The organism is Arthrobacter sp. MOO21 (genome assembly GCF_057369995.2).
In genome coordinates this window covers 1,234,306-1,252,634 of sequence record NZ_CM170671.2, presented here as the reverse complement: position 1 = coordinate 1,252,634, position 18,329 = coordinate 1,234,306, and the positions used below count along the sequence as shown (strand labels likewise).

Here is an 18,329-nt window from a genome sequence, read left to right as displayed (position 1 = left end):
TAGGGAAGGTACTGCGCTGTGGCAAGAACTGTTCAGGTGGCCGGTATCAGCGCGGCGGGTGAAGGCGTCCGGAGGTTGTGCAGCACCGGCCCGGGAAGGCCTGTGGCCGGGTCCAGGGCAAACGTGGCGATGTTGTCGGAGCGCTCATGCGCAACATGCAGCCAGTTTCCCCGGACCAGGTGGTGCCGGGGCCAGTTCCCGCCGCTGTTGAAGTCCTTGACGGGGATGAGTTCGGTGCCGTCGGCGGCCACCTCCAGGACACTGATGATGTTGGATCCGCGCACGCCCGCGTAGGCGAACCCATGGTGTGGGCCGAGGCAGATTTCCGCGGCCGAATCGCCGTCCTGGCTGCCGCCGGCGGTGGCCGGTCCGCGGAAGACCAATTCGTAGGTGCCTGCCTCGGGCCGGACCACAAAGACCTCCACTGAGTACTCGGACAGCACAAAGACGTTGCCGTTGGGATGTTCCACCATGTGCCGGGGGCCGCTGCCGTAAGGGAGGACCACCTCATGGTCGGCTACCAGCCCGGTGCCCGGTTCGTAGTTCCAAATGCGGAGGGTGTCATGGCCCAGGTCCGTCGTCATGATGCGGCCATCCTGCAGCATCAAGCTGGCATGGGCACGGCTTTGCCGGGGCTCGCCCGGTGCAAGGCCGGCGTGTGGGTCAACCGACGGTGCGGCCGGGAACCGCCCGGTCATGCCGCCGTCGGCGTCCAATTCGTACAAGAGGACCTGGCCGTCGCCCCAGCACGTGGCCGCCAGGAAGCGCGCGCCGGGATCGACGGCAACGTGGCAGGTGGCGTCACCAGCCTGCTGCGGTTCACCAAAGGGTTCCAGGCCAGACTCCCCTGTCCGGCGGTAGGCCTGCACTTTCCGGCGCTGTTCGGCCGCAGCGTACACAACGGGCAGGGTTGGGTGGACGGCAAGGAACGACGGCGACTGGGCCTTGGTTGCCGTGCCCAGCCACTCGAGCCTGCCGTCCTGGTGTGCCCGGACGGCGCCGATACCTTCGGCGCGGCCGCCGCCATCGGGGGTGTAGGTGCCGATCCACAGAATGTCGTCGCCGGTGCCGGATGTCATGCTCCCATCCTGCCAATAAGGTCTGCGCATTCCTGCTCATCAGCCATTCCTGTTTCGCGCCGGGGGAAGCTAGCATGGGCTTTCCAGCAACGGCAGAAGGAGGTGGGTCCGATTACCGCTTCATCAATCCCGGATACCTCTTCCCGCTGCCGCCCGGAGAGCTTGGATTAAGCAGCGTGAGGGTGCCCGGCAGCCCACTGAAAGGCGTTGTTATGCCCCCTGCTGAATCGTCACCTGCCCCGGACTCGCCGGCATCTGCGGCTCGCTCCACGGCCCCCTCTCTGTCCACACGTCCGGCCGCGGCCAGGACGCCGGCTCCGTCCGCGCCCTCCGTTCCGCCCACGACCCGGGCCCCGGCCGCACCCCAGGCTCCGCCCACGCCCCGGGCTCCGGCCGCGTCTGCAGTTCTGCCCGAGCCGATGCCTTATTCCCGGATCGTCTCGCAATTGCGTTCTGCCGGCTGTGTCTTCGCCGAGGAGGAAGCCAGGCTCCTGCTGGCTGAAGCTCCCGGGCCTGCGCAACTCGCGGAAAATGTCCGGCGCCGGATCGGCGGCGTCCCGCTCGAATACATCCTGGGCTGGGCGGAATTCGCAGGCCGGAGGATCGTGGTTGAGGCAGGAGTGTTCGTGCCGCGGCGGCGGACCGGACTGCTGGTCCATGAAGCCGTGGCCCTGCTGACAGCGGATGCCGGCCCCTCAGCTCCGATTGTTGTGGACCTTTGCTGTGGATCCGGGGCAGTGGGAGCCGCAATCCTGTGCAGGTTGCCGCGAGCGGAACTGCACGCCGCCGACATTGACCCCGCAGCCGTTGCCTGCGCGCGACGGAATGTTGAGTCGCTGGGAGGACAAGTTCACGAGGGCGACCTGTTCCAGGCCCTCCCGACAGGACTGCGCGGACGAGTCCAGTTAGTGGCCGTCAACGCTCCCTACGTGCCGACTGAGGCCATCCGGACCATGCCACCGGAGGCGCGCCTGTACGAGCCTGCTCTCTCGCTGGACGGCGGCCCGGACGGCCTGGACTTCCATCGGCGGCTTGCTGCCGAGGCTACCGAATGGCTCGCACCTGGAGGGCGTCTGCTCATCGAAACGAGCGAGCGCCAGGCTGCCGGGACCGGCGCAATCCTGGTGGCAGAAGGGTTTGGTGTAAGGACGGTCCGATCAGAGGAACTTGACGGAACCGCGGTTGTCGGAACGGTCGCTGGGCGTGCCGCAACTTACCTGTAGAGGCGACGTGCGCTCCAGCTTCGGGCCCGGGGTGCCGCCGCTTTGGCGCACCTCTCCTTCAGCCGCTTTGCGTGGCAGCTGTTGCTCGGGTTTGTAAGCCTGGCCGTTCTCACTCCCGCTTGGTGGGCGGTGGCGGAGGTTTGAAGTAGTGGTTTTGTCGGGGTTTTCGTGCGGGATCGATGTGGGGCGGGGGAATGAAAGTTGGCATGCCGTGCGTGTTGCTGATGCTCCACTGTTCTTTGTGGATGAGGTGATGGTGGTGGCTGCAGAGCAGGACGCCGTTGTTGGTACTGGTTGGTCCGCCTTGTGACCAGTAGGTGATGTGGTGGGCCTCGCACCAGGGTGCAGGAATAGTGCAGTTAGGGAACGCGCAGCCTTGGTCGCGCGCCGTGATGGCGAGGCGCTGGGCCGGGCTGAAGAGGCGGGCTTTTCGGCCGAGGTCGAGGATTTCGCCATGGGTGCCCAGGAGGGCGGGGATGATGTCTGCGTCGCATGCGATTTTGCGCAGGGTAGCGGCCGCGACCGGTCCGGTGAACACAAAGGATCCCGTCCCTGTCCCTGTCCGGGGCCCTGTCCCTGCGGCTGTCCCGGCAAGTGCCAGCCTGTCGACCTCTTGGCCTGTGTGCGGCCACGGACGGGACATGGTCCGCGATATCCCACCCGCATCGGCACCGGCATCGGCACCGGCGCTGGTGGCTGCTGTGCTGCGAGCATCGGGGAAGAGGTCCTGGTAGTCGATGGTGGCGATGATTTGGGGCCGGTTGCCGCCGGTCGTCGGCAGGGTATTGGTGGCCAAGGCGGCTTTCACTGCGGTGACGATGCCGTCGAGTTGCTTCTGGGGGCGGGTGCGCCTGTCCAGGTCCATCCCGTCGGATTGTGGTGCTGGCCCGGGACTTGTTCCTGGATCTGCTTCCAGGTGCGTGCCAGTCTTCGCATCGCCCGGGCCTGGGTTACCGGGGACCGACGTGCGGGGGTTGGTGGCCGTGTTCATGACGGTCAACAGGTGTTCGTATTGATCGGTGGTGGCAAAGATCTCAAGGTGGTGCAGGCCGTGGCGGGGTTTGCGGATGAAGGCGCCCTGGGTGTGGCGGAGGGCTTCTTCGATGGGTTCGGTGCCGTCGGCATCGATGGTGTCCGCCCAGCGCTGCGCCAGGCGGGCGAGGAAATCGGGGTCGCTGGTGGCGGCCTCGGCAGTGAGATGCTGTTCGACCCGGTCCAGGACCTCCGGAGAGGCGTGGTGCTGGAGCCGGTCCAGGGTGGCGGTGATGATCGTCGCGGAGTGTGAGGACACAGCCGGGGCTTCCGCCCTTAGGCTTGCCGGGCCGCCGTCATGTGGACCCAGCTCCGTCGCGGGGGCAAGTGCGGCGGCGAGGTGTTCGCGGACGGGTGGTGTTGGTTCACCAGTGAGGGCAGCGCCGGCCAGGGTGTGGTGCGCGAGGGTGAGGCGGCGGCGGGCTTCCCGGATGGGGATCCGAAGGCAGACCCGAAGGAACTCGGCGGTGTTCCTGCAACCGTCGTCGGCGGGCGAGGTCAGGGCCGGGCGGCTCGAACCGCTGGGCCAGCTGGTGTCCGTTTCGTTGACGGCATGGGTGCCGTTCAAGGTTTCCACGCCCTTGGTGTCCCAGCCGCTCATTCCGCGACGCCTGCGTCCGGCTGTGGCGGCCTCGGCGATAGCCTGCCCGCGGGTCCGGTCCACGGTGCCGGCCGCGGCAATCTGCAAGCACTCCACGCTCCGTGCGAGCTCTTCCACATGGGCGGCATATTGGGCTGCCCCAACGTAGCTGGCCCCTGCCAGAAAGCTGGGAGCGGCGAGGGCGGCCGCCGCGAGCTGCGCACGCAGGCCATCCAGCTGAGCAGCGGCCGCGCTGTCTTGTACCGCGCTGTCTCTCGCCGCACTGTCTTTCGCCGCGCCGCCGGGGACGGCCTGAAGGCGGGGGAGCCGCGGCGGCCGGGCGCCGGCGTCGTACGCCTCCTCGAGCTGTTCCCCAATAGCCTCCATAGCCCAACTCTGCCAGCCACCACTGACATTGAGGACCCACGAAAGCCCGTATGTGGAAAACCCGCGCCCGGGCGGTGCTGCGTCCCTCAAGTGCTGCAGCTGGCCCTTAAATACAGCTGGCCGCCGCGTCCCCCAAGGATCGCGGCGGCCAGCAAGGTATCAAGTTGTAACACACGGCCCGCACCAGCCTGTTGTCACAGACAGGGCAGGCGTCATATTCAGCACTGCGGCGGTAATCAGGCCTTGCTTGTCCCGTCTGCGGTACCCAGGTTGGTGGTTTCCGGGTGGGTGCTGTGCGCGGGGATGTGGTCCTCGCCCAGCTCGCCCGTCCCGGCTGTTCCGCCTGTCCCGGCCCCAGCGCCGGTGGGACCGGAGGTGTTCCCTGTGCCGGTCGAGCCGTCGCGGTGAATTGCGGAGCCAATGACAGTGCCTGCCCTGCGCGCCGCCTCGCCCAGCTGGTCCGCAACCTCGGGGGCCTTTTCCTTGATGGTCCCCGTGGCCACAGCCACCTTGTCCTGGACGGGCTTGCTGTCCCAAATGCTGGCGGCGCGGGCCTTCAGCTTGTCATATGCGGCACGGCCGGACCGTGAGCCGAGGACGTAGCCAGCGGCGATGCCAACACCCAAAAGAAGCTTGTTTTTCATCATGAACTCCTGCTCCGCGAGAAGGTTGTCAGTTTTGGCCGGGACGCTTGGCGCCTAGCCGGAGAAATGAAAACCGGCCTGGGGGATGTGTGCCCCCAGGCCGGTTTCCTGGCACTGCCCGGGCAGTTATCCGCGGACGCTGCGCTTGGTGACCATGCCGTAGATGGCGAGCACGATCAGCGAGCCGACGATCGCCAGCAGCCAGGTCTGGATCGAGAAGAACTCCTGCAGTCCGCTGCCGAAGATCATTCCACCCAGCCAGCCGCCGAGGATGGCACCAACAACGCCCAGGATCAGGGTGATGAACCAGCCGCCACCCTGCCTGCCCGGGAGGATCGCCTTAGCGATCGCACCGGCAATAAGTCCGAGAATCAGAAATGCAATAAATCCCATTTTTTTGCTCTCTTCCTAGGTAAAGGAGGCCCCCATGTTCCGGAGGCACTTCGTCCTTCTGGCTCAATAGTAATCATGCTTACTATCTATTTGCCAACCCCGCGTCAGGAAAAAAGCCCAGTTCAAGCATGCCTCAGTGGCCCGTATGGTCCGAATCATTGCCCGCCCCGGGACCTTCGTCGAGGACCGCAAGTTCCGCGAGATCCTGCCGATCCAGGGCGAAATCGAACACGTCCAGGTTCTCCCTCATGCGCTCGGGAGAAGCACTCTTGGGAATCGTTACCAATCCGTTTTGTATATGCCACCGCAGGACCAGTTGTCCCGGTGTTTTGCCGTGTTTTTCCGCCAGCTGGGAAAGAATTGGGGCGCTGAGCAGACCCGCGCCGGAGCCACCCAACGGGCTGTAGGACTCCGTGACAATTCCATGCTTCGCGTGGAATTCCCGCTCCGCCTCCCGGGTGATCGCCGGGCTTAGCTGGATTTGGTTAACCGCAGGCACCACGTCCGTCTCTGCCATCAGCCGTTCCAAGTGGGCGGGCTTGAAGTTGGACACCCCAATCGACCGGGCTTTCCCCTCCGCCTGGAGCCGCTCGAACGTCTGCCACGTGGAGATGTACTGGTCCCGGCCAGGAAGCGGCCAGTGGATCAGCAGCAGGTCCACGTAGTCCAGCCCCAGGCGCTCCAGGGACCCCTCCAGGCCGGCAACGGCGCGGTCGTGGCCCTGGAATTCACCGTCCAGCTTGGTGGTGACGAAGAGGTCGCTGCGGTCCAGGCCGCTGGCCCGGATGCCGTTGCCCACGCCGCGCTCGTTGCCGTACTTCACGGCGGTATCGATGTGCCGGTACCCGGCTTCCAGGGCTTGTACGACGGCGGTCGCCACCTGGTCGTCGTCCAGCGGCCAGGTGCCAAGGCCCAGCTGGGGGATGCTGTGGCCGTCATTGAGTTCGATGAGCGGTGCAAGTGTCATGCGAACAGTCTTGCGGGCCGGTGCACCCGGGTCCACCCCTAGCTGCCGCTGGAATCCTCAGCCAGTTTCCGTTTGAGGATTTTTCCGCTCGGGCCCAGCGGGAGTTCGGAGACAATCCTGACCACCCGCGGGTACTTGTATGCCGCGAGCTGGGCGCTCGCAAAGTCAATCAGGCCCGCTTCGGAAACGGTGGCCCCGGCATCCAGCACAATGGCCGCCGCGATCTCCTGGCCGTGCACGTCATGCGGTATCCCGTAGACGGCGGCGCTGACCACCTGCGGGTGGGTGAGCAGGACTTCCTCCACCTCCCGGGGATACACGTTGAATCCGTTCCGGATGATCATGTCCTTCTTGCGGTCGACGATGGTGAGGTAGCCGTCGTCGCCCTTTGTCCCGAGGTCCCCGCTGCGGAACCAGCCGTCCACCACCGCCTCGGCCGTAGCCTCTGGCCGGTTGAGGTAGCCCTTCATCAGCAGGTGTCCGCGGATGACGAGTTCGCCAAGCTCCCCGTTGGGCAGCAGTTCGATGCGCTCCACCACCTCGGGCCGGGCAATTTCGATATCTACGCCCCAGATCGGTACGCCGATGGTTCCAGGCCGGGGTGGCGTGCCGACATGGTTGAAGGCTGCAACGGGCGAGGTTTCGGTCAGCCCGTAGCCCTCGTGGATCTCCACGCCGAAAACGTCCCGGAACTTGTCCATCACAGCCAGCGGAAGGGACGCTCCGCCGGAGATGCCGTACCGCAGGGCGGCAGGCCGGTCGGGCAACGTCTTGGCTGCCTCCAGCAGTGCCACGTACATGGTGGGAACCCCCAGGAAGACGTTGACATCGTGCCGGGCCAGCAGCTTCAGGGCATCCTCGCCGTTGAAGCGGGGCATCAGCACGATGGTGGCGCCGGCCCGCAGCCCGGTGTTGAGAACCACTGTCTGGCCGAAGGTGTGGAAGAGCGGCAGGCCGCCGAACAGGACGTCACCGGGCCGGAAGTCCATCACGCTGGTCAGCAGCACCGATGTCTGTTCCACGAGGGCGAAATGTGTGCCCAGCGCGCCTTTCGGTTTACCCGTCGTGCCCGAGGTGTAGAGGATCGTTGCGGTGTCCGAGGGGCGGCACGGCTCGTATGTGCGGATCGGCTCGGCGCCGGAAGCTTCCGCCTCAAGCCGGGGGAACCCGCTGTCGTCCGGAGCCATCACTGTCAGCACGCCGACTCCGCTGGCTTCCGCGCCTGCGGCCCCTTCCGGGAGCAGCGGAGCGGCGCATACCAGCAGCCGGGCGCCGCTGTCCTGGAGGACGTACTCGATTTCGCGGGCCTTGAGCAGGGCATGAACCGGAACCACGATGGCACCCAGGGACAGGATGGCGTAGTAGACCCGGGCGAAGTCCGGAACGTTGGGAATCAGGACGGCGACGGCGTCGCCCGGGCCGATGCCACGCGCACGCAGCGCTCCCGCGTAGGCGCGGGTCTGGCGCCACAGGTCCCCGTAGCTGACCTCGTCCCCGCCGACCACGAGGGCGATGCTGTCCGGCGTCCTGCGGGCGGATTCAGCCAGGATGGCGGCCACGGAAATCGTTGCGAATCCCTCGGCGGAGTTGTTGTTGGTCATGGCCTGCTTCTTCCGTGGGAGGTGTTTTTTCGGGGGCTCAGGCGAAGGCGGACATGCCGGTGATGCCGCGGCCGATGATGAGGGCCTGCACCGTCTCGGTGCCTTCGTAGGTGTGGATCGCCTCGATGTCGGCAAGGTGCCGTGCCACGCGGTTTGCCAGCAGGATGCCGTTGCCGCCCAGCAGGTCGCGCGCATTGGAGGCGATGCCCCTGGCGATGCGTGTGCAGGTGTACTTCGCCAACGACGCCTGCTCGGGGGTGAGCGTCCCGGCCTCGTCCAGGCGGGTCATCTGGACCACCATCAACTGCATCGTCGCCAGTTCGCTGAGCATCCGGGCCAACCGCTCCTGCACAATCTGGGAGGCTGCCAGTGGCCTGCCAAACTGGCGGCGCTGCCTGGCGTACTGGACGGCGGTTTCATAGCAGGCGGTGGCATGCCCGACGGCGGACCACGCCACGCCCAGGCGGGTCGCCAGGAGCACGCGTGCCGTGTCCTTGAAGGTGCGCGCCCCGGGGAGGACGTTCGCCTCCGGAACAAAGACGTTCTCGAGCCGGATATGTGCCTGCCAGATGGCGCGCAGGGCCAGCTTTCCCTCGATCTTCGTGGCGGTGTAGCCGGGGGAGTCCTGGGGGACCAGGTAGCCGTGCACCTGGCCGTCTTCGCCGCGCGCCCACACCACGGTGACGCCGCCCACCGAGCCGTTGCCGATCCATTTCTTCTCACCGTTGAGCAGGAAGCCGCCGTCGGTCCGGGTTGCGGTGGATTCCAGCGCCACCGAGTCCGAGCCGTGGGTGGGCTCGGTCAGGGCGAAGGCCGCGTATTCCTTTCCGCTGGCGACAGCGGGCAGCCAGCGTTCTTTCTGGGCCGCGGAGCCACATTCGGCGATCGACCGGAGGGCCAGGCCCCCCTGGACGGCGATCATCGTGGCCACGGAGCCGTCCCCGCGGCTGATTTCCATGTTCACGAGCCCCGCGGCCATGCTGCTCATCGGCGCGAATCCGTCCACCGGGACGCCGTCGCGCAGCAGGTCCTGCTGGCCGAGGCGCTCCAGCAGGTGAAGTGGATACTCGCCCCGTTCCCAATAGCCGTCAATGACGGGGAGGACCTCATCCTGGACGAAGCTGCGTGCCCGCTCCCAGTAGGCGCGGTCCCCGGCGCTGATGCCCGCAAAGACAGCGGCCGGGTCCGTGCCCAGCGCCTCCGTCACCACATAGTTCGGTTCTACGGTGCCGGCGGGAAAACCGTCCGGAAAGCTGGTATCGGTCACTCCCCGGGCGGGAGACGTCGTCGTCATATCTGCATCCTCTGGATCTGCGGTGAACCCTCGGCGCCGACCGCGGGCGAAGGTGTGGCGGGGACCACACCGGTCAAGGATGCACTGAAACGCAGTTCCACGTCAAGGGACTGAGTGCCATATGCGGGTCAGGGAACAACTCAGGGAAGGGCGTCACGAACCGCCTGGGCAATGGCCTCCTTGTCCACGGCGTCCGCCAGCACGGTCACGACGACGGTGGGCGGCTGGGGTGCGCGCCCCCGGCCAAGCAGGACCGGACGGAACATCCGGGACAAGGCATGGAGTTCGGTGGCCAGGGAGGCGGCCCTTTTCCGGTCGCCGGGAGCTGCATCAGGGGCCCCGGCCGCGGCGTCGTCCGCCGCTTCAGGGCCGGCGCGAAGCCACTCCCGGAGGAAGGCGTTGTGCACGGCAACGACTGACGCCGCGAAGGCGACTGCCGTGTGTTCATGCGCGCCGCCGTCGGGCAGCCCGTCCATCACGTGCCGCAGGAACGCCCGCTCGTACCGGTGGGAGGTAACCAGCTCGCGGTCCCGGAGGGCCGGTACCGCCTGCAGGAGCCGGTACCTCGCCCGGGAAGTCTCCGGATTCCGCAGGTGGTGGTTGAAGACCAGCAGTGCCGCGTCGCAAATCGCTGCCAGGGGGTCCTGCGTTGATCCCGCCAGCAGGGCGTTCACGTGGCCGAGGATCCGCTCATGGTCTGCGAAGACCACGTCCTCTTTCGAGCCGAACTTCCGGAAGAAGGTGCTGCGGCTCATGCCCGCAGCCTCTGCCAGCCCCTCCACGGACGTGGCATCGAAACCCTGGCGCGCCAGCAGCCCGATCGCGGCGGCGACCGGTTCGTCGGCATTGCGGCCCTCGGCGTTGGCGGTCATGCGCCGAAATCTAGCACACGGGCAGGGCTCCTCCCCGGGTGCCCGCTCCTCAGGCGCCCCTGCGGGCCCAGCTGGTGAGCTTGTCCGAAAGCTGCATGTAGTCCTCGTTCACCTGTTGCAGCTCCGCGTGGCTGTCGAACCACTGGACAATCTCGCGGGCACCGTCCGCGAACGGGATGGTGGCGGTGTACGACGGGACCAGGGACTTGATCTTCGTGTTGTCAAAGACCACGGAATGGGACCGGTCGCCCAGGAGGTTGGAGCCCAGTTCCTGGTCGTGCGCCGCAATGGTTTCGGACGCCACGTGCACCAGCTCCGGTTCCGCCACGCCCGCCGCCCGTGCGAAGAGCCGGTAGATCTGGTTCCATGGCAGGTACTCGTCCGAGGTGATGGTGTAGCTCTCGCCCACAGCCTGCGGCCGGCCGAGCAGCCCCACGAAAGCCTTGGCGAAGTCACGGCTGTGCGTGAGGGTCCACAACGAGGTGCCATCGCCATGGACCATGACCGGGAGCCCGGCACGCATCCGGTGGACATCCGTCCAGCCGCCCACCATGGCGATCTTGGTGCGGTCATAGGTGTGTGACGGCCGCACCACCGTCAGCGGAAAGTCCTGCTCCCGGTAGGCGCGGAAGAGCAGTTCCTCGCACTCGATCTTGTCCCGGGAATACTGCCAGAAGGGGTTCTTCAGCGGCGTGGATTCCAGGATCGGCAGCCGGGTGGGCGGTTTCTGGTACGCGGACGCCGAGCTGATGAAGACGTACTGCCCGGCCCTGTCCCTGAACAGGTCCATGCTGGTTTGCGCCTGGTCCGGGGTGTACGAGATGAAGTCCGCGACGGCGTCGAACGTCCTCCCGCCCAGCACGTCGCGGACCGCCGCCGCATCGCGGATGTCCGCGTGCAGGACTTCCGCGCCATCGGGGACGGGCCTGGTGGACTGTCCCCGGTTCAGGATGGTCAGCCGGTGGCCCAGCGCGACGGCGCGTTCTGCCGCCGCCGCGCTGATGACCCCGGTGCCGCCGATGAAAAGGATGCTCCGCGGCGCCACCGTGCCTGCGGCCTCGGGTGGGGTCACCACGCGTAGTCTTCCGGTGCCGTACGGTGTCCCGGGAAAATGTCGTCCAGCCGCTTGAGGGCGTCGGCGTCGAGGCTGACGTCCAGGGCGCGGACCGCCGAGTCCAGCTGTTCCTGAGTCCGCGGACCCACAATCGGTGCCGTCACGGCGGGCTGGTGGAGGAGCCAGGCAAGGGCAATATCGCCGGGTTCGTGGCCCAGTTCATCCGCGAAATCCTCGTACTGGCGGATCTGGTCCTGGTGCTTCTTCAGCGTTTCAGCGGCCCGTCCTTCGGTGCGGCGCACGCCTTCGCGCTCCTTCTTCAGCACCCCGCCAAGGAGTCCGCCCTGGAGGGGAGACCAAGGGATCAGGCCCAGCCCGTACTGTTGCGCGGCCGGGATGACTTCAAGCTCAACCTGGCGCATGAAGAGGTTGTAGATGGACTGCTCGCTGACCAGGCCGGTGTAGTTCCGGCGGCGGGCTGCTTCCTGTGCCTGGGCGATGTGCCAGCCGGCGAAGTTGCTGCTGCCCGAGTAAAGGATCTTGCCCTGCTGGACCGCCACTTCGACGGCCTGCCAGATTTCATCCCAGGGGGTGTCCCGGTCGATGTGGTGGAACTGGTAGACATCGATGTAGTCGGTTTGCAGCCGCTTGAGGCTGGCATCCAGGGCCCGCCGGATGTTCAGCGCCGAGAGCTTGGATTCGTTGGGCCGGTCCGTCATGGTGCCGTAAAGCTTGGTGGCGAGCACGGTGTGCTCCCGGCGCTCGCCGCCCTTGGCGAACCAGCGCCCGATGATTTCCTCGGTCCAGCCGCGGTGCCCGGCGCCGCCGTAGACATTGGCGGTGTCGAAGAAATTGATTCCGGATTCGTGGGCCGAGTCCATGATGCTGTGCGCGTCCGCTTCCTCCGTCTGCGGACCAAAGTTCATGGTGCCCAGGCAAAGGCGTGAGACTTTCAGGCCGGAGCGGCCCAGGTGGGTGTACTGCATGGAAGGAGTTCCTTTCGGGGAGCCTGCCGGATGGGGTTGGCCTGCCGGCCGGTGGAGACTGTGGGGATTCACATCTGGGTGAAGGAGGCGACGGCGGGATCGGAACCGATGCGGGCACCGGATTCCAGCGCCGTGATGGCGGCCAGTTCGTCGTCGGACAGCGTCAGGGAGGATGCCGCGAAGTTTTCCCGGATCCGGTCAGGGTTCGCCGACTTGGGGATGACGATGTTTCCCTGGGCCAGGTGCCAGGCCAGCACAACCTGGGCGGTGGAGGCGTTGTGCGCGTTGGCGATTGCCGTGACGGCATTTCCGTTCAGGTCCCCGCCCTGCCCCAGCGGGCTGTAGGCCTCCACGGCGATGCCGAGGCCTCGGCACTTCGCCGCCAGGTCCGCCTGCTGGTAGCTGGGGTGCAGCTCGATCTGGTTGACGGCGGGGACGGTTTCGGCGGACTCCAGCAGGGTGTCCAGGTGGTCGGAGAGGAAGTTGGAGACACCGATGGCGCGGATCTCCTTGTTGTCGTACAGCCGCTCCATCTCCTTCCAGGCCTGCACGAACAGTCCCTGCGACGGCACGGGCCAGTGGATGAGGTAGAGGTCGATGAAGTCCAGGCCCAGCGCTTTCCGGCTGTTTTGGAAGGCCTCCTGCGCCCGGCCCTGCTCGCCGTTGCGGAGCTTGGTGGTAATGAAGATGTCCTCGCGTGCGATGCCGGTGGCGGCAAGCGCCGCCCCCACCCCGGCCTCGTTGCGGTAGGCGGCCGCGGTGTCGATGTGGCGGTAGCCCGCCTCCAGCGCGTCCTCCACGGTGCGCTGCGTATCTTCCGGCGGAACCTGGAAAACGCCGAAGCCAAGTTGCGGGATGGTGACGCCGTTGTTCAGTGTCAGCTCTGACATGGGTGCTCCTTGAACGGTGGTGGTGGAATCAGTGCCGGATGCTCGACAGCGAGAAAGCGGTTTCCGCTGGCTCACTCCTGAGCCTATGCACTTTTGGCCGCTAAGTCAGCAGGCAAGGCTGATCCTGTTTTTCCTAGGATTGCCAGTCCTACCTTCGTTGTAGAACGATGCCCGATACGGCAGGCAGAATGGGGACCATGGGTCAAAGCGCCGAGTTCGGAAAATTCCTCAAAGCGATGCGGTCGCGGCTGAGTCCGGAGGTGGCCGGAACCGGCCCCACCAACGGTTCCCGCAGGGTCCCTGGCCTGCGGCGGGAAGAGGTGGCGCGGCTGGCTGGTGTCAGCACCGACTACTACGTCCGGCTGGAGCAGGGCCGTAATATCCACCCTTCGCGCACAGTCCTGGACGCGGTGGCCCGGGCGTTGCGGCTGGACAGCAGCGAGCACGCACACATGCTGGACCTGCTCGAAAACTGTGCGGGCTCTCCCCGTGAGTCCGGCCCGTCGGCAGCCCAGGGGGTCCGGCCCGCACTCCGCCAGCTCCTGGATGCGGTGGGGGATGTCCCCGCCATGGTGCTGGGCAGGCGCAGCGACGTGCTTGCCGGGAACCGGATGGCTTTCCTGCTCTTCACGGATTTCACCGCGCTGCCCGCCGCCGAGCGGAACCTTGCCCGCTGGACGATCCTCGACCCCGCGGCGCGGGAACTTTTCCGCGACTGGAAGACCGTGGCTGCCGAAGCTGCGGGCTCCCTCCGCCTGGACGTGGGGCGCCACCCCAACGATCCCCAGGCGAACCAGTTGGTGGGGGAGTTGGCGGTCCACAGCGAACATTTCCGGCAGTGGTGGGCGGGCCACCGCGTGGCCACCCGCTCGGCCGGCACCGTCCGGCTGCACCATCCGGCAGTGGGTGACCTTGAACTGAACTTTGAAAACCTCATCCTGCCTGAGGACCCCGACCAGATGCTGCGGGTATATTCCGCCCGGCCCGGTTCGCCGTCGTCGGACGCACTGGCCCTCCTTGGCAGCCTGGGGGCGGCGGCCGGGACCGCCCTGGAACGGCGGCCTGCCCCGGCCGCCGACGGTGCTGGCGCGGAGTAACGCGTCCCCGGGAGTGCTTCTTCTGTACATTTGTCCAGAGAGGGTGCCCAATTCTGGCCAGCCGCCCATTGGTCCCGGGGCCGGGGGTTCCTAGGCTGGAGAAACAAGGTTCCCGCCCCAAGGATGGTCTCAACGATGAAACGCATCGCCCTGCTGAAGGAGCGCCAGGCGTCTGCCGGCGCCGCGTCCACTGCCACCGGCTCGCACTGCCCCGCGTCAGGCCTGTGGAGCCCGGAACTTGATCCGCATACCGTGCTCTCCTTCTTCGAAGGCCACGTATTTCCTGCGTTCGACGGCGTCCCAACAGTCTGGCGCCGCCGGAGCCCGGGCACCGCGAACTAAGCCATCCCTAAAGCAGAACTGACCCGCAGCCGGCGTCATTGACACTCCGCCGGCTGCGGGTCAGTTTTGCTTGAATCAGTGCTCTGTGTTGGTCAGTGCTCTTCGAGCCGGAAGCCGATCTTGATGGTGACCTGCCAGTCCGCCACCTTGCCCTCTTCCAGGTGGCCGCGGATCTCCTTGACCTCGAACCAGTCGAGGTGCCGCAGGGTCTGGGATGCCTTGGCGAGGCCGTTGCGGACGGCATCGTCCACGCCCTCGGTGGAGGTGCCGACAATTTCAGAAATGCTGTACGTGTGGTTGGACAACTTCGCTCCTCGTGATCGTCGATGCCCCCGGTTGCGGGCCGTCCCTGAAGCCTAGTAGGACTCCGGGAGCGTTGGCCAGACCCTTGGGGCCCGGAGCGGCAGCAAGTCCCGGGTGGGGGACTACCGGGCCTCCAGCACCAGGTTCTTCAGGTCGTCCAGGGTCTGCTGCATGTGCGCGTCCATCGTTTCCCGTGACCTGACCGCGTCCCGCGACTGCAGGGCTTCGGCGATGCTCTGGTGATGGCCGATGGCGTGTTCCTGGATGGTGGGAACGGCCGATGTTTCTGTCCGCCGCTTCTCCAGCACCCGGTGCAGCGGCTCGAACAGCACGGACACGAAGACGTTGCCCGAGGCGCGGAGGATCACGTCGTGGAAAGCGAGGTCCGCTTCCACGAAGGCGGCGACGTCGTTGATGCTGTGGGCGGCCTTCATTGCCGAGACGTGGGCGAAGAGGGAGTCGATGTCCTCTTCCGAGATCCGCCCGGCGGCCAGTTCGCAGGCCCCGGTCTCCAGCATTCGCCGGAGTTCGATGAGCTGGATGGAGGCATCGGCGTCGTTCTTGCCTTCCGAGGCGGCGCGAAGCACTGCCTCGAGGGAGGTCCAGCGGCTGAGCGGGTTGACGAATGTGCCCCGGCCCCGCTCCACACTCAGGATGTGCTGGGCCTGCAGTGTCTTCATCGCTTCGCGGACCGTCATGCGGCTGACTTCATGGCGCGCACTGAGCTCGTGCTCTCCGGGCACGGTGGCCCCGGGCGGAAACTCGCCTTCGATGATGCGGTCCAGCAACTCGTCGGCCACGATGCCGACCAGCGATTTCCTTGCCATATTTCCCCCGCTTCCTGCTCCCGGCCCACGCCCGGCGGATATGTCAGACAAGTCTACTTGCGCGTCCTTATGTCGTGTGCCACACTAACATTCAAATGCAAGATGTCAGACATCTTACAGTTACCTTTACATCAGGATCCCGATCCCCGGATCGCAACACAACGGAGTGCACTGTGACGCATGAAGCCGACATGCTGGCCGCCTACCCGGCAGAACTGGATATCCCGGCAGCGCTGGTTGCCGCCACGCTGGCCGCTTCCAACGCGGAAGTTCCCCGCGTCCTGGTAGTGCTCGACGACGACCCCACCGGCACGCAGTCAGTGGCGGATTTGCCCGTGCTCACCCGCTGGGAAGTGGAAGACTTCGCGTGGGCTTTTGGCCAGGGCAAGCACGCCGTGTACGTCCTCACCAACACCCGCAGCCTTGATCCGGCGGAGGCAGCGGCACGCAATGAAGAAGTCGTCCGCAACGCGCTTGCCGCGGCAGGTTCGCCCGACAAGCTTCGCCTCGGCTTCGTCAGCCGCAGCGACTCCACCCTCCGCGGCCACTACCCCCTGGAACCGGACGTCATCGCAGCCACGGTTGCCGAGGCCGGCGGCGGAACAACCGACGGCGTCGTCATCGTTCCGGCCTTCCCGGACGCCGGCCGCGTCACCGTCGGCGGTGTCCACTACATGCGCGGCACCGGCGACGCCAAGGGCACCCTGGTTCCCGTCTCCGAAACCGAGTTCGCCAAAGATGCGACCTTTGGCTTCAGCACGTCCGTCATGGCAGAGTACGTTGCCGAAAAGTCGCAGGGCCGGTTCCCCGCAGAGTCCGTGATTGTCCTGGATTTGGACATCATCCGTGCCGGCGCCTCCGCCCAGGATCCTGCCATCTCCGCGAAGGCCATCGCCGACGCCCTGGAACCAGCCACAGACTCCACCCCGATCGTGGCCGACATCGTCACCGAGAACGACTTCCGTGCCCTCGCCCTGGGTCTTGAAGAGGCCGAACGCCGCGGCAAGAAGCTCCTCTACCGTGTCGGCCCGCCGTTTGTCCGCGGCCGCATCGGCCAGGAAGTCCGCACCGCGCTGACAGCCGAAGAGGCCTACGCGGGCAACACCCCGTCGGAAGCAGGCGGCCTGATCGTGGTGGGCTCGCACGTGGGACTCACCACCCGCCAGCTCAACGTCCTCACCGCCGAACACAGCTCCGCGCGCATCATCGAGATCGACGTCGAGAAGCTCCTCGCCGATGAATCCGAAGCCAAGGCGCACCTGGACCAAACGGTGGACGCCGTGGTCGAAGCCCTCCGCGCCGGCGACGTCATCGTGCACACCAGCCGCCTCCTCATCAAGACGGACGACCCTGCCGAAAGCCTGCGGATCGCGCGCACCGTCTCGGCCGCCGTCGTCGACGTGGTGAACCGGACCCTTAAGACCTTCCCACCCCGGTTCGTCATCGCCAAGGGCGGCATCACCTCCTCCGACGTGGCAGCCCACGGCCTGGAAATCCGCCACGCCATTGTCCGCGGCCCCATGCTCCCGGGCATCGTCAGCCTCTGGGAACCGGTGGACGGCCCCGCCAAGGGCATCCCGTACATCGTCTTCGCCGGCAACGTGGGCGACGACGACTCCCTCGCCCAGGTCACGCGCAAACTCAGCACCGCATTCTGACGGCGCGTCGAACAAACCCCAATTTCCCGCAAGAATTCAACGGAGAAACACCATGACCAGCAATTACACCGTCACCGTCCTGGGCCTTGGCGCCATGGGCCTGCCCATGGCCACCCGCCTGGCTTCGCAGCTGACCGTCCACGGCTTCGACATCGCCGAGCCCCGTCTCAAGCTCGCCGAAGAAGCCGGCATCACCACCTTCACAACAGCCCGTGAGGCTGCAAAGGGCGCCGACGCCGTGCTCCTGGCCGTCCGCAACGGTGAACAGCTCAACGACGTCCTCTTCGGCGAAAACGGCGTGGCCTCGGTGCTTGAGCCGGGCGCCGTCGTCATCCTCGGCAGCACCGTGGGCACCGACGCCATCCCCGCTACGGTCGCCAAGCTGGCCGAATACGGCGTGGACCTGGTGGACGCCCCGCTGTCCGGCGGCCCCAAGCGCGCCGGCGAAGGCGACCTGCTGATCGTCGTCGGCGCTTCCCCCGAAGCCCGCGAAAAGGCAGCGCCGGCCCTGGACCTGCTCGCCTCCACCCTCACCGTGGTGGGCGACAACCCCGGCGACGGCCAGGCGCTGAAGACTGTGAACCAGCTCCTGTGCGGCGTCCACATTGCCGCCGCCGCGGAGGCCCTTGCCCTGGCCGACGCGCTCGGACTGGACCAGGCCAAGACCCTGGCTGCCCTGGAAGCGGGGGCCGCCGGCTCCTTCATGCTGTCCAACCGCGGCCCGCGCATCCTCGAGGCGTACAACGAGGACGGCGCCGAGGTCCTGTCCCGCCTGGACATCTTCGTCAAGGACATGGGCATCGTGGGCAAGGCAACCCGCGCCGCCGGCCTGGCAGCCCCCGTTGCCGCCGCCGCCGAGCAGCTCTACCTGCTGGGCCAGGCCCAGGGCCTCGCCGCCGGCGATGACTCGGCGGTCATCAAGGTGGTTGCCCCCGCCAAGCGCACCACGTAACCCGGCGCACCAGGAAGCCTTTCCCCGTACCAGGTACGACGACGGCGGTCCCCCCTTCGCCGTCGCCGTACCTCCCAGCGTTGCCGGCGCCGTCCCGCAACGTTTATCCCCGCCGTAAGACCTGCTGCCCGCCTTCCCCCAGGCCGGC

Annotated in this window: 18 protein-coding genes; 5 read left to right on the top strand and 13 right to left on the bottom strand. The window is 66.7% G+C overall.

All coding sequences use genetic code 11. The features are described 5' to 3' along the window. Positions 1–32: 32 nt before the first annotated feature. The gene (locus AC2JAJ_RS05725) at positions 33–1,079 is read right to left on the bottom strand and encodes a lactonase family protein (protein WP_486416553.1); all 1,047 of its coding nucleotides are present in this window, start codon (positions 1,077–1,079) and stop codon (positions 33–35) included. Positions 1,080–1,498: 419 nt separating this feature from the next. Between AC2JAJ_RS05725 and AC2JAJ_RS05720 the strand changes: the two genes are divergently transcribed. Then, positions 1,499–2,302, top strand: a complete 804-nt coding sequence (locus AC2JAJ_RS05720) for a putative protein N(5)-glutamine methyltransferase (protein ID WP_486416554.1) — start codon at positions 1,499–1,501, stop codon at positions 2,300–2,302. 109 nt (positions 2,303–2,411) lie between these two features. Here AC2JAJ_RS05720 and AC2JAJ_RS05715 read toward each other — a convergent pair whose 3' ends face one another. The 10 genes from AC2JAJ_RS05715 to AC2JAJ_RS05670 form a co-directional block, all read right to left on the bottom strand. Next, positions 2,412–4,301 carry an HNH endonuclease signature motif containing protein gene (locus AC2JAJ_RS05715; protein ID WP_486416555.1) on the bottom strand — a complete coding sequence of 630 codons (1,890 nt, stop codon included), beginning with the start codon at positions 4,299–4,301 and terminating at the stop codon, positions 2,412–2,414. A gap of 236 nt (positions 4,302–4,537) precedes the next feature. Beyond that, a complete protein-coding gene (locus AC2JAJ_RS05710) occupies positions 4,538–4,945 on the bottom strand; it encodes a YtxH domain-containing protein (protein WP_473694846.1) in 408 nt (135 codons plus the stop codon). 126 nt (positions 4,946–5,071) lie between these two features. Continuing rightward, positions 5,072–5,338 carry a GlsB/YeaQ/YmgE family stress response membrane protein gene (locus tag AC2JAJ_RS05705; protein ID WP_221385279.1) on the bottom strand — a complete coding sequence of 89 codons (267 nt, stop codon included), beginning with the start codon at positions 5,336–5,338 and terminating at the stop codon, positions 5,072–5,074. Positions 5,339–5,471: 133 nt separating this feature from the next. Continuing rightward, on the bottom strand, positions 5,472–6,305 hold the full coding sequence (locus tag AC2JAJ_RS05700) for an aldo/keto reductase (RefSeq protein ID WP_486416556.1): 834 nt from the start codon (positions 6,303–6,305) through the stop codon (positions 5,472–5,474). A gap of 38 nt (positions 6,306–6,343) precedes the next feature. Further along, positions 6,344–7,906 (bottom strand): long-chain-fatty-acid--CoA ligase, encoded by a 1,563-nt coding sequence (locus tag AC2JAJ_RS05695; RefSeq protein WP_486416557.1) that lies wholly within the window; start codon positions 7,904–7,906, stop codon positions 6,344–6,346. 37 nt (positions 7,907–7,943) lie between these two features. Further along, the gene (locus tag AC2JAJ_RS05690) at positions 7,944–9,200 is read right to left on the bottom strand and encodes an acyl-CoA dehydrogenase family protein (RefSeq protein ID WP_486416558.1); all 1,257 of its coding nucleotides are present in this window, start codon (positions 9,198–9,200) and stop codon (positions 7,944–7,946) included. Positions 9,201–9,340: 140 nt separating this feature from the next. Next, the gene (locus AC2JAJ_RS05685) at positions 9,341–10,072 is read right to left on the bottom strand and encodes a TetR family transcriptional regulator (RefSeq protein ID WP_486416559.1); all 732 of its coding nucleotides are present in this window, start codon (positions 10,070–10,072) and stop codon (positions 9,341–9,343) included. A 49-nt stretch (positions 10,073–10,121) separates the two neighbouring features. Then, entirely contained in the window at positions 10,122–11,147 is a 1,026-nt protein-coding gene (locus tag AC2JAJ_RS05680) for an SDR family oxidoreductase (RefSeq protein ID WP_486416560.1), read from the bottom strand. Then, positions 11,141–12,112: an aldo/keto reductase gene (locus AC2JAJ_RS05675; protein ID WP_221385285.1), complete on the bottom strand. Its 972-nt coding sequence runs from the start codon at positions 12,110–12,112 to the stop codon at positions 11,141–11,143. Before AC2JAJ_RS05675 ends, AC2JAJ_RS05680 begins: the two co-directional genes overlap by 7 nt. A 68-nt stretch (positions 12,113–12,180) precedes the next feature. After that, positions 12,181–13,002, bottom strand: a complete 822-nt coding sequence (locus AC2JAJ_RS05670; RefSeq protein WP_486416561.1) for an aldo/keto reductase — start codon at positions 13,000–13,002, stop codon at positions 12,181–12,183. A 197-nt stretch (positions 13,003–13,199) separates the two neighbouring features. On the opposite strand from AC2JAJ_RS05670, the gene AC2JAJ_RS05665 reads away from it, so the two are divergent. Beyond that, entirely contained in the window at positions 13,200–14,099 is a 900-nt protein-coding gene (locus AC2JAJ_RS05665; RefSeq protein ID WP_486416562.1) for a helix-turn-helix transcriptional regulator, read from the top strand. Between the two features lie 135 nt (positions 14,100–14,234). After that, a complete protein-coding gene (locus AC2JAJ_RS05660; RefSeq protein ID WP_221385288.1) occupies positions 14,235–14,441 on the top strand; it encodes a hypothetical protein in 207 nt (68 codons plus the stop codon). 92 nt (positions 14,442–14,533) lie between these two features. Here AC2JAJ_RS05660 and AC2JAJ_RS05655 read toward each other — a convergent pair whose 3' ends face one another. After that, positions 14,534–14,746, bottom strand: coding sequence for a dodecin (locus tag AC2JAJ_RS05655; RefSeq protein ID WP_221385289.1), 213 nt, complete (start codon positions 14,744–14,746; stop codon positions 14,534–14,536). A gap of 120 nt (positions 14,747–14,866) precedes the next feature. Next, positions 14,867–15,571, bottom strand: coding sequence for a FadR/GntR family transcriptional regulator (locus AC2JAJ_RS05650; RefSeq protein ID WP_473694864.1), 705 nt, complete (start codon positions 15,569–15,571; stop codon positions 14,867–14,869). Positions 15,572–15,744: 173 nt separating this feature from the next. Between AC2JAJ_RS05650 and AC2JAJ_RS05645 the strand changes: the two genes are divergently transcribed. Beyond that, positions 15,745–17,229: a four-carbon acid sugar kinase family protein gene (locus tag AC2JAJ_RS05645; protein WP_486416563.1), complete on the top strand. Its 1,485-nt coding sequence runs from the start codon at positions 15,745–15,747 to the stop codon at positions 17,227–17,229. A 52-nt stretch (positions 17,230–17,281) separates the two neighbouring features. Then, positions 17,282–18,181 carry an NAD(P)-dependent oxidoreductase gene (locus AC2JAJ_RS05640; protein WP_486416564.1) on the top strand — a complete coding sequence of 300 codons (900 nt, stop codon included), beginning with the start codon at positions 17,282–17,284 and terminating at the stop codon, positions 18,179–18,181. Positions 18,182–18,329: the final 148 nt, after the last annotated feature.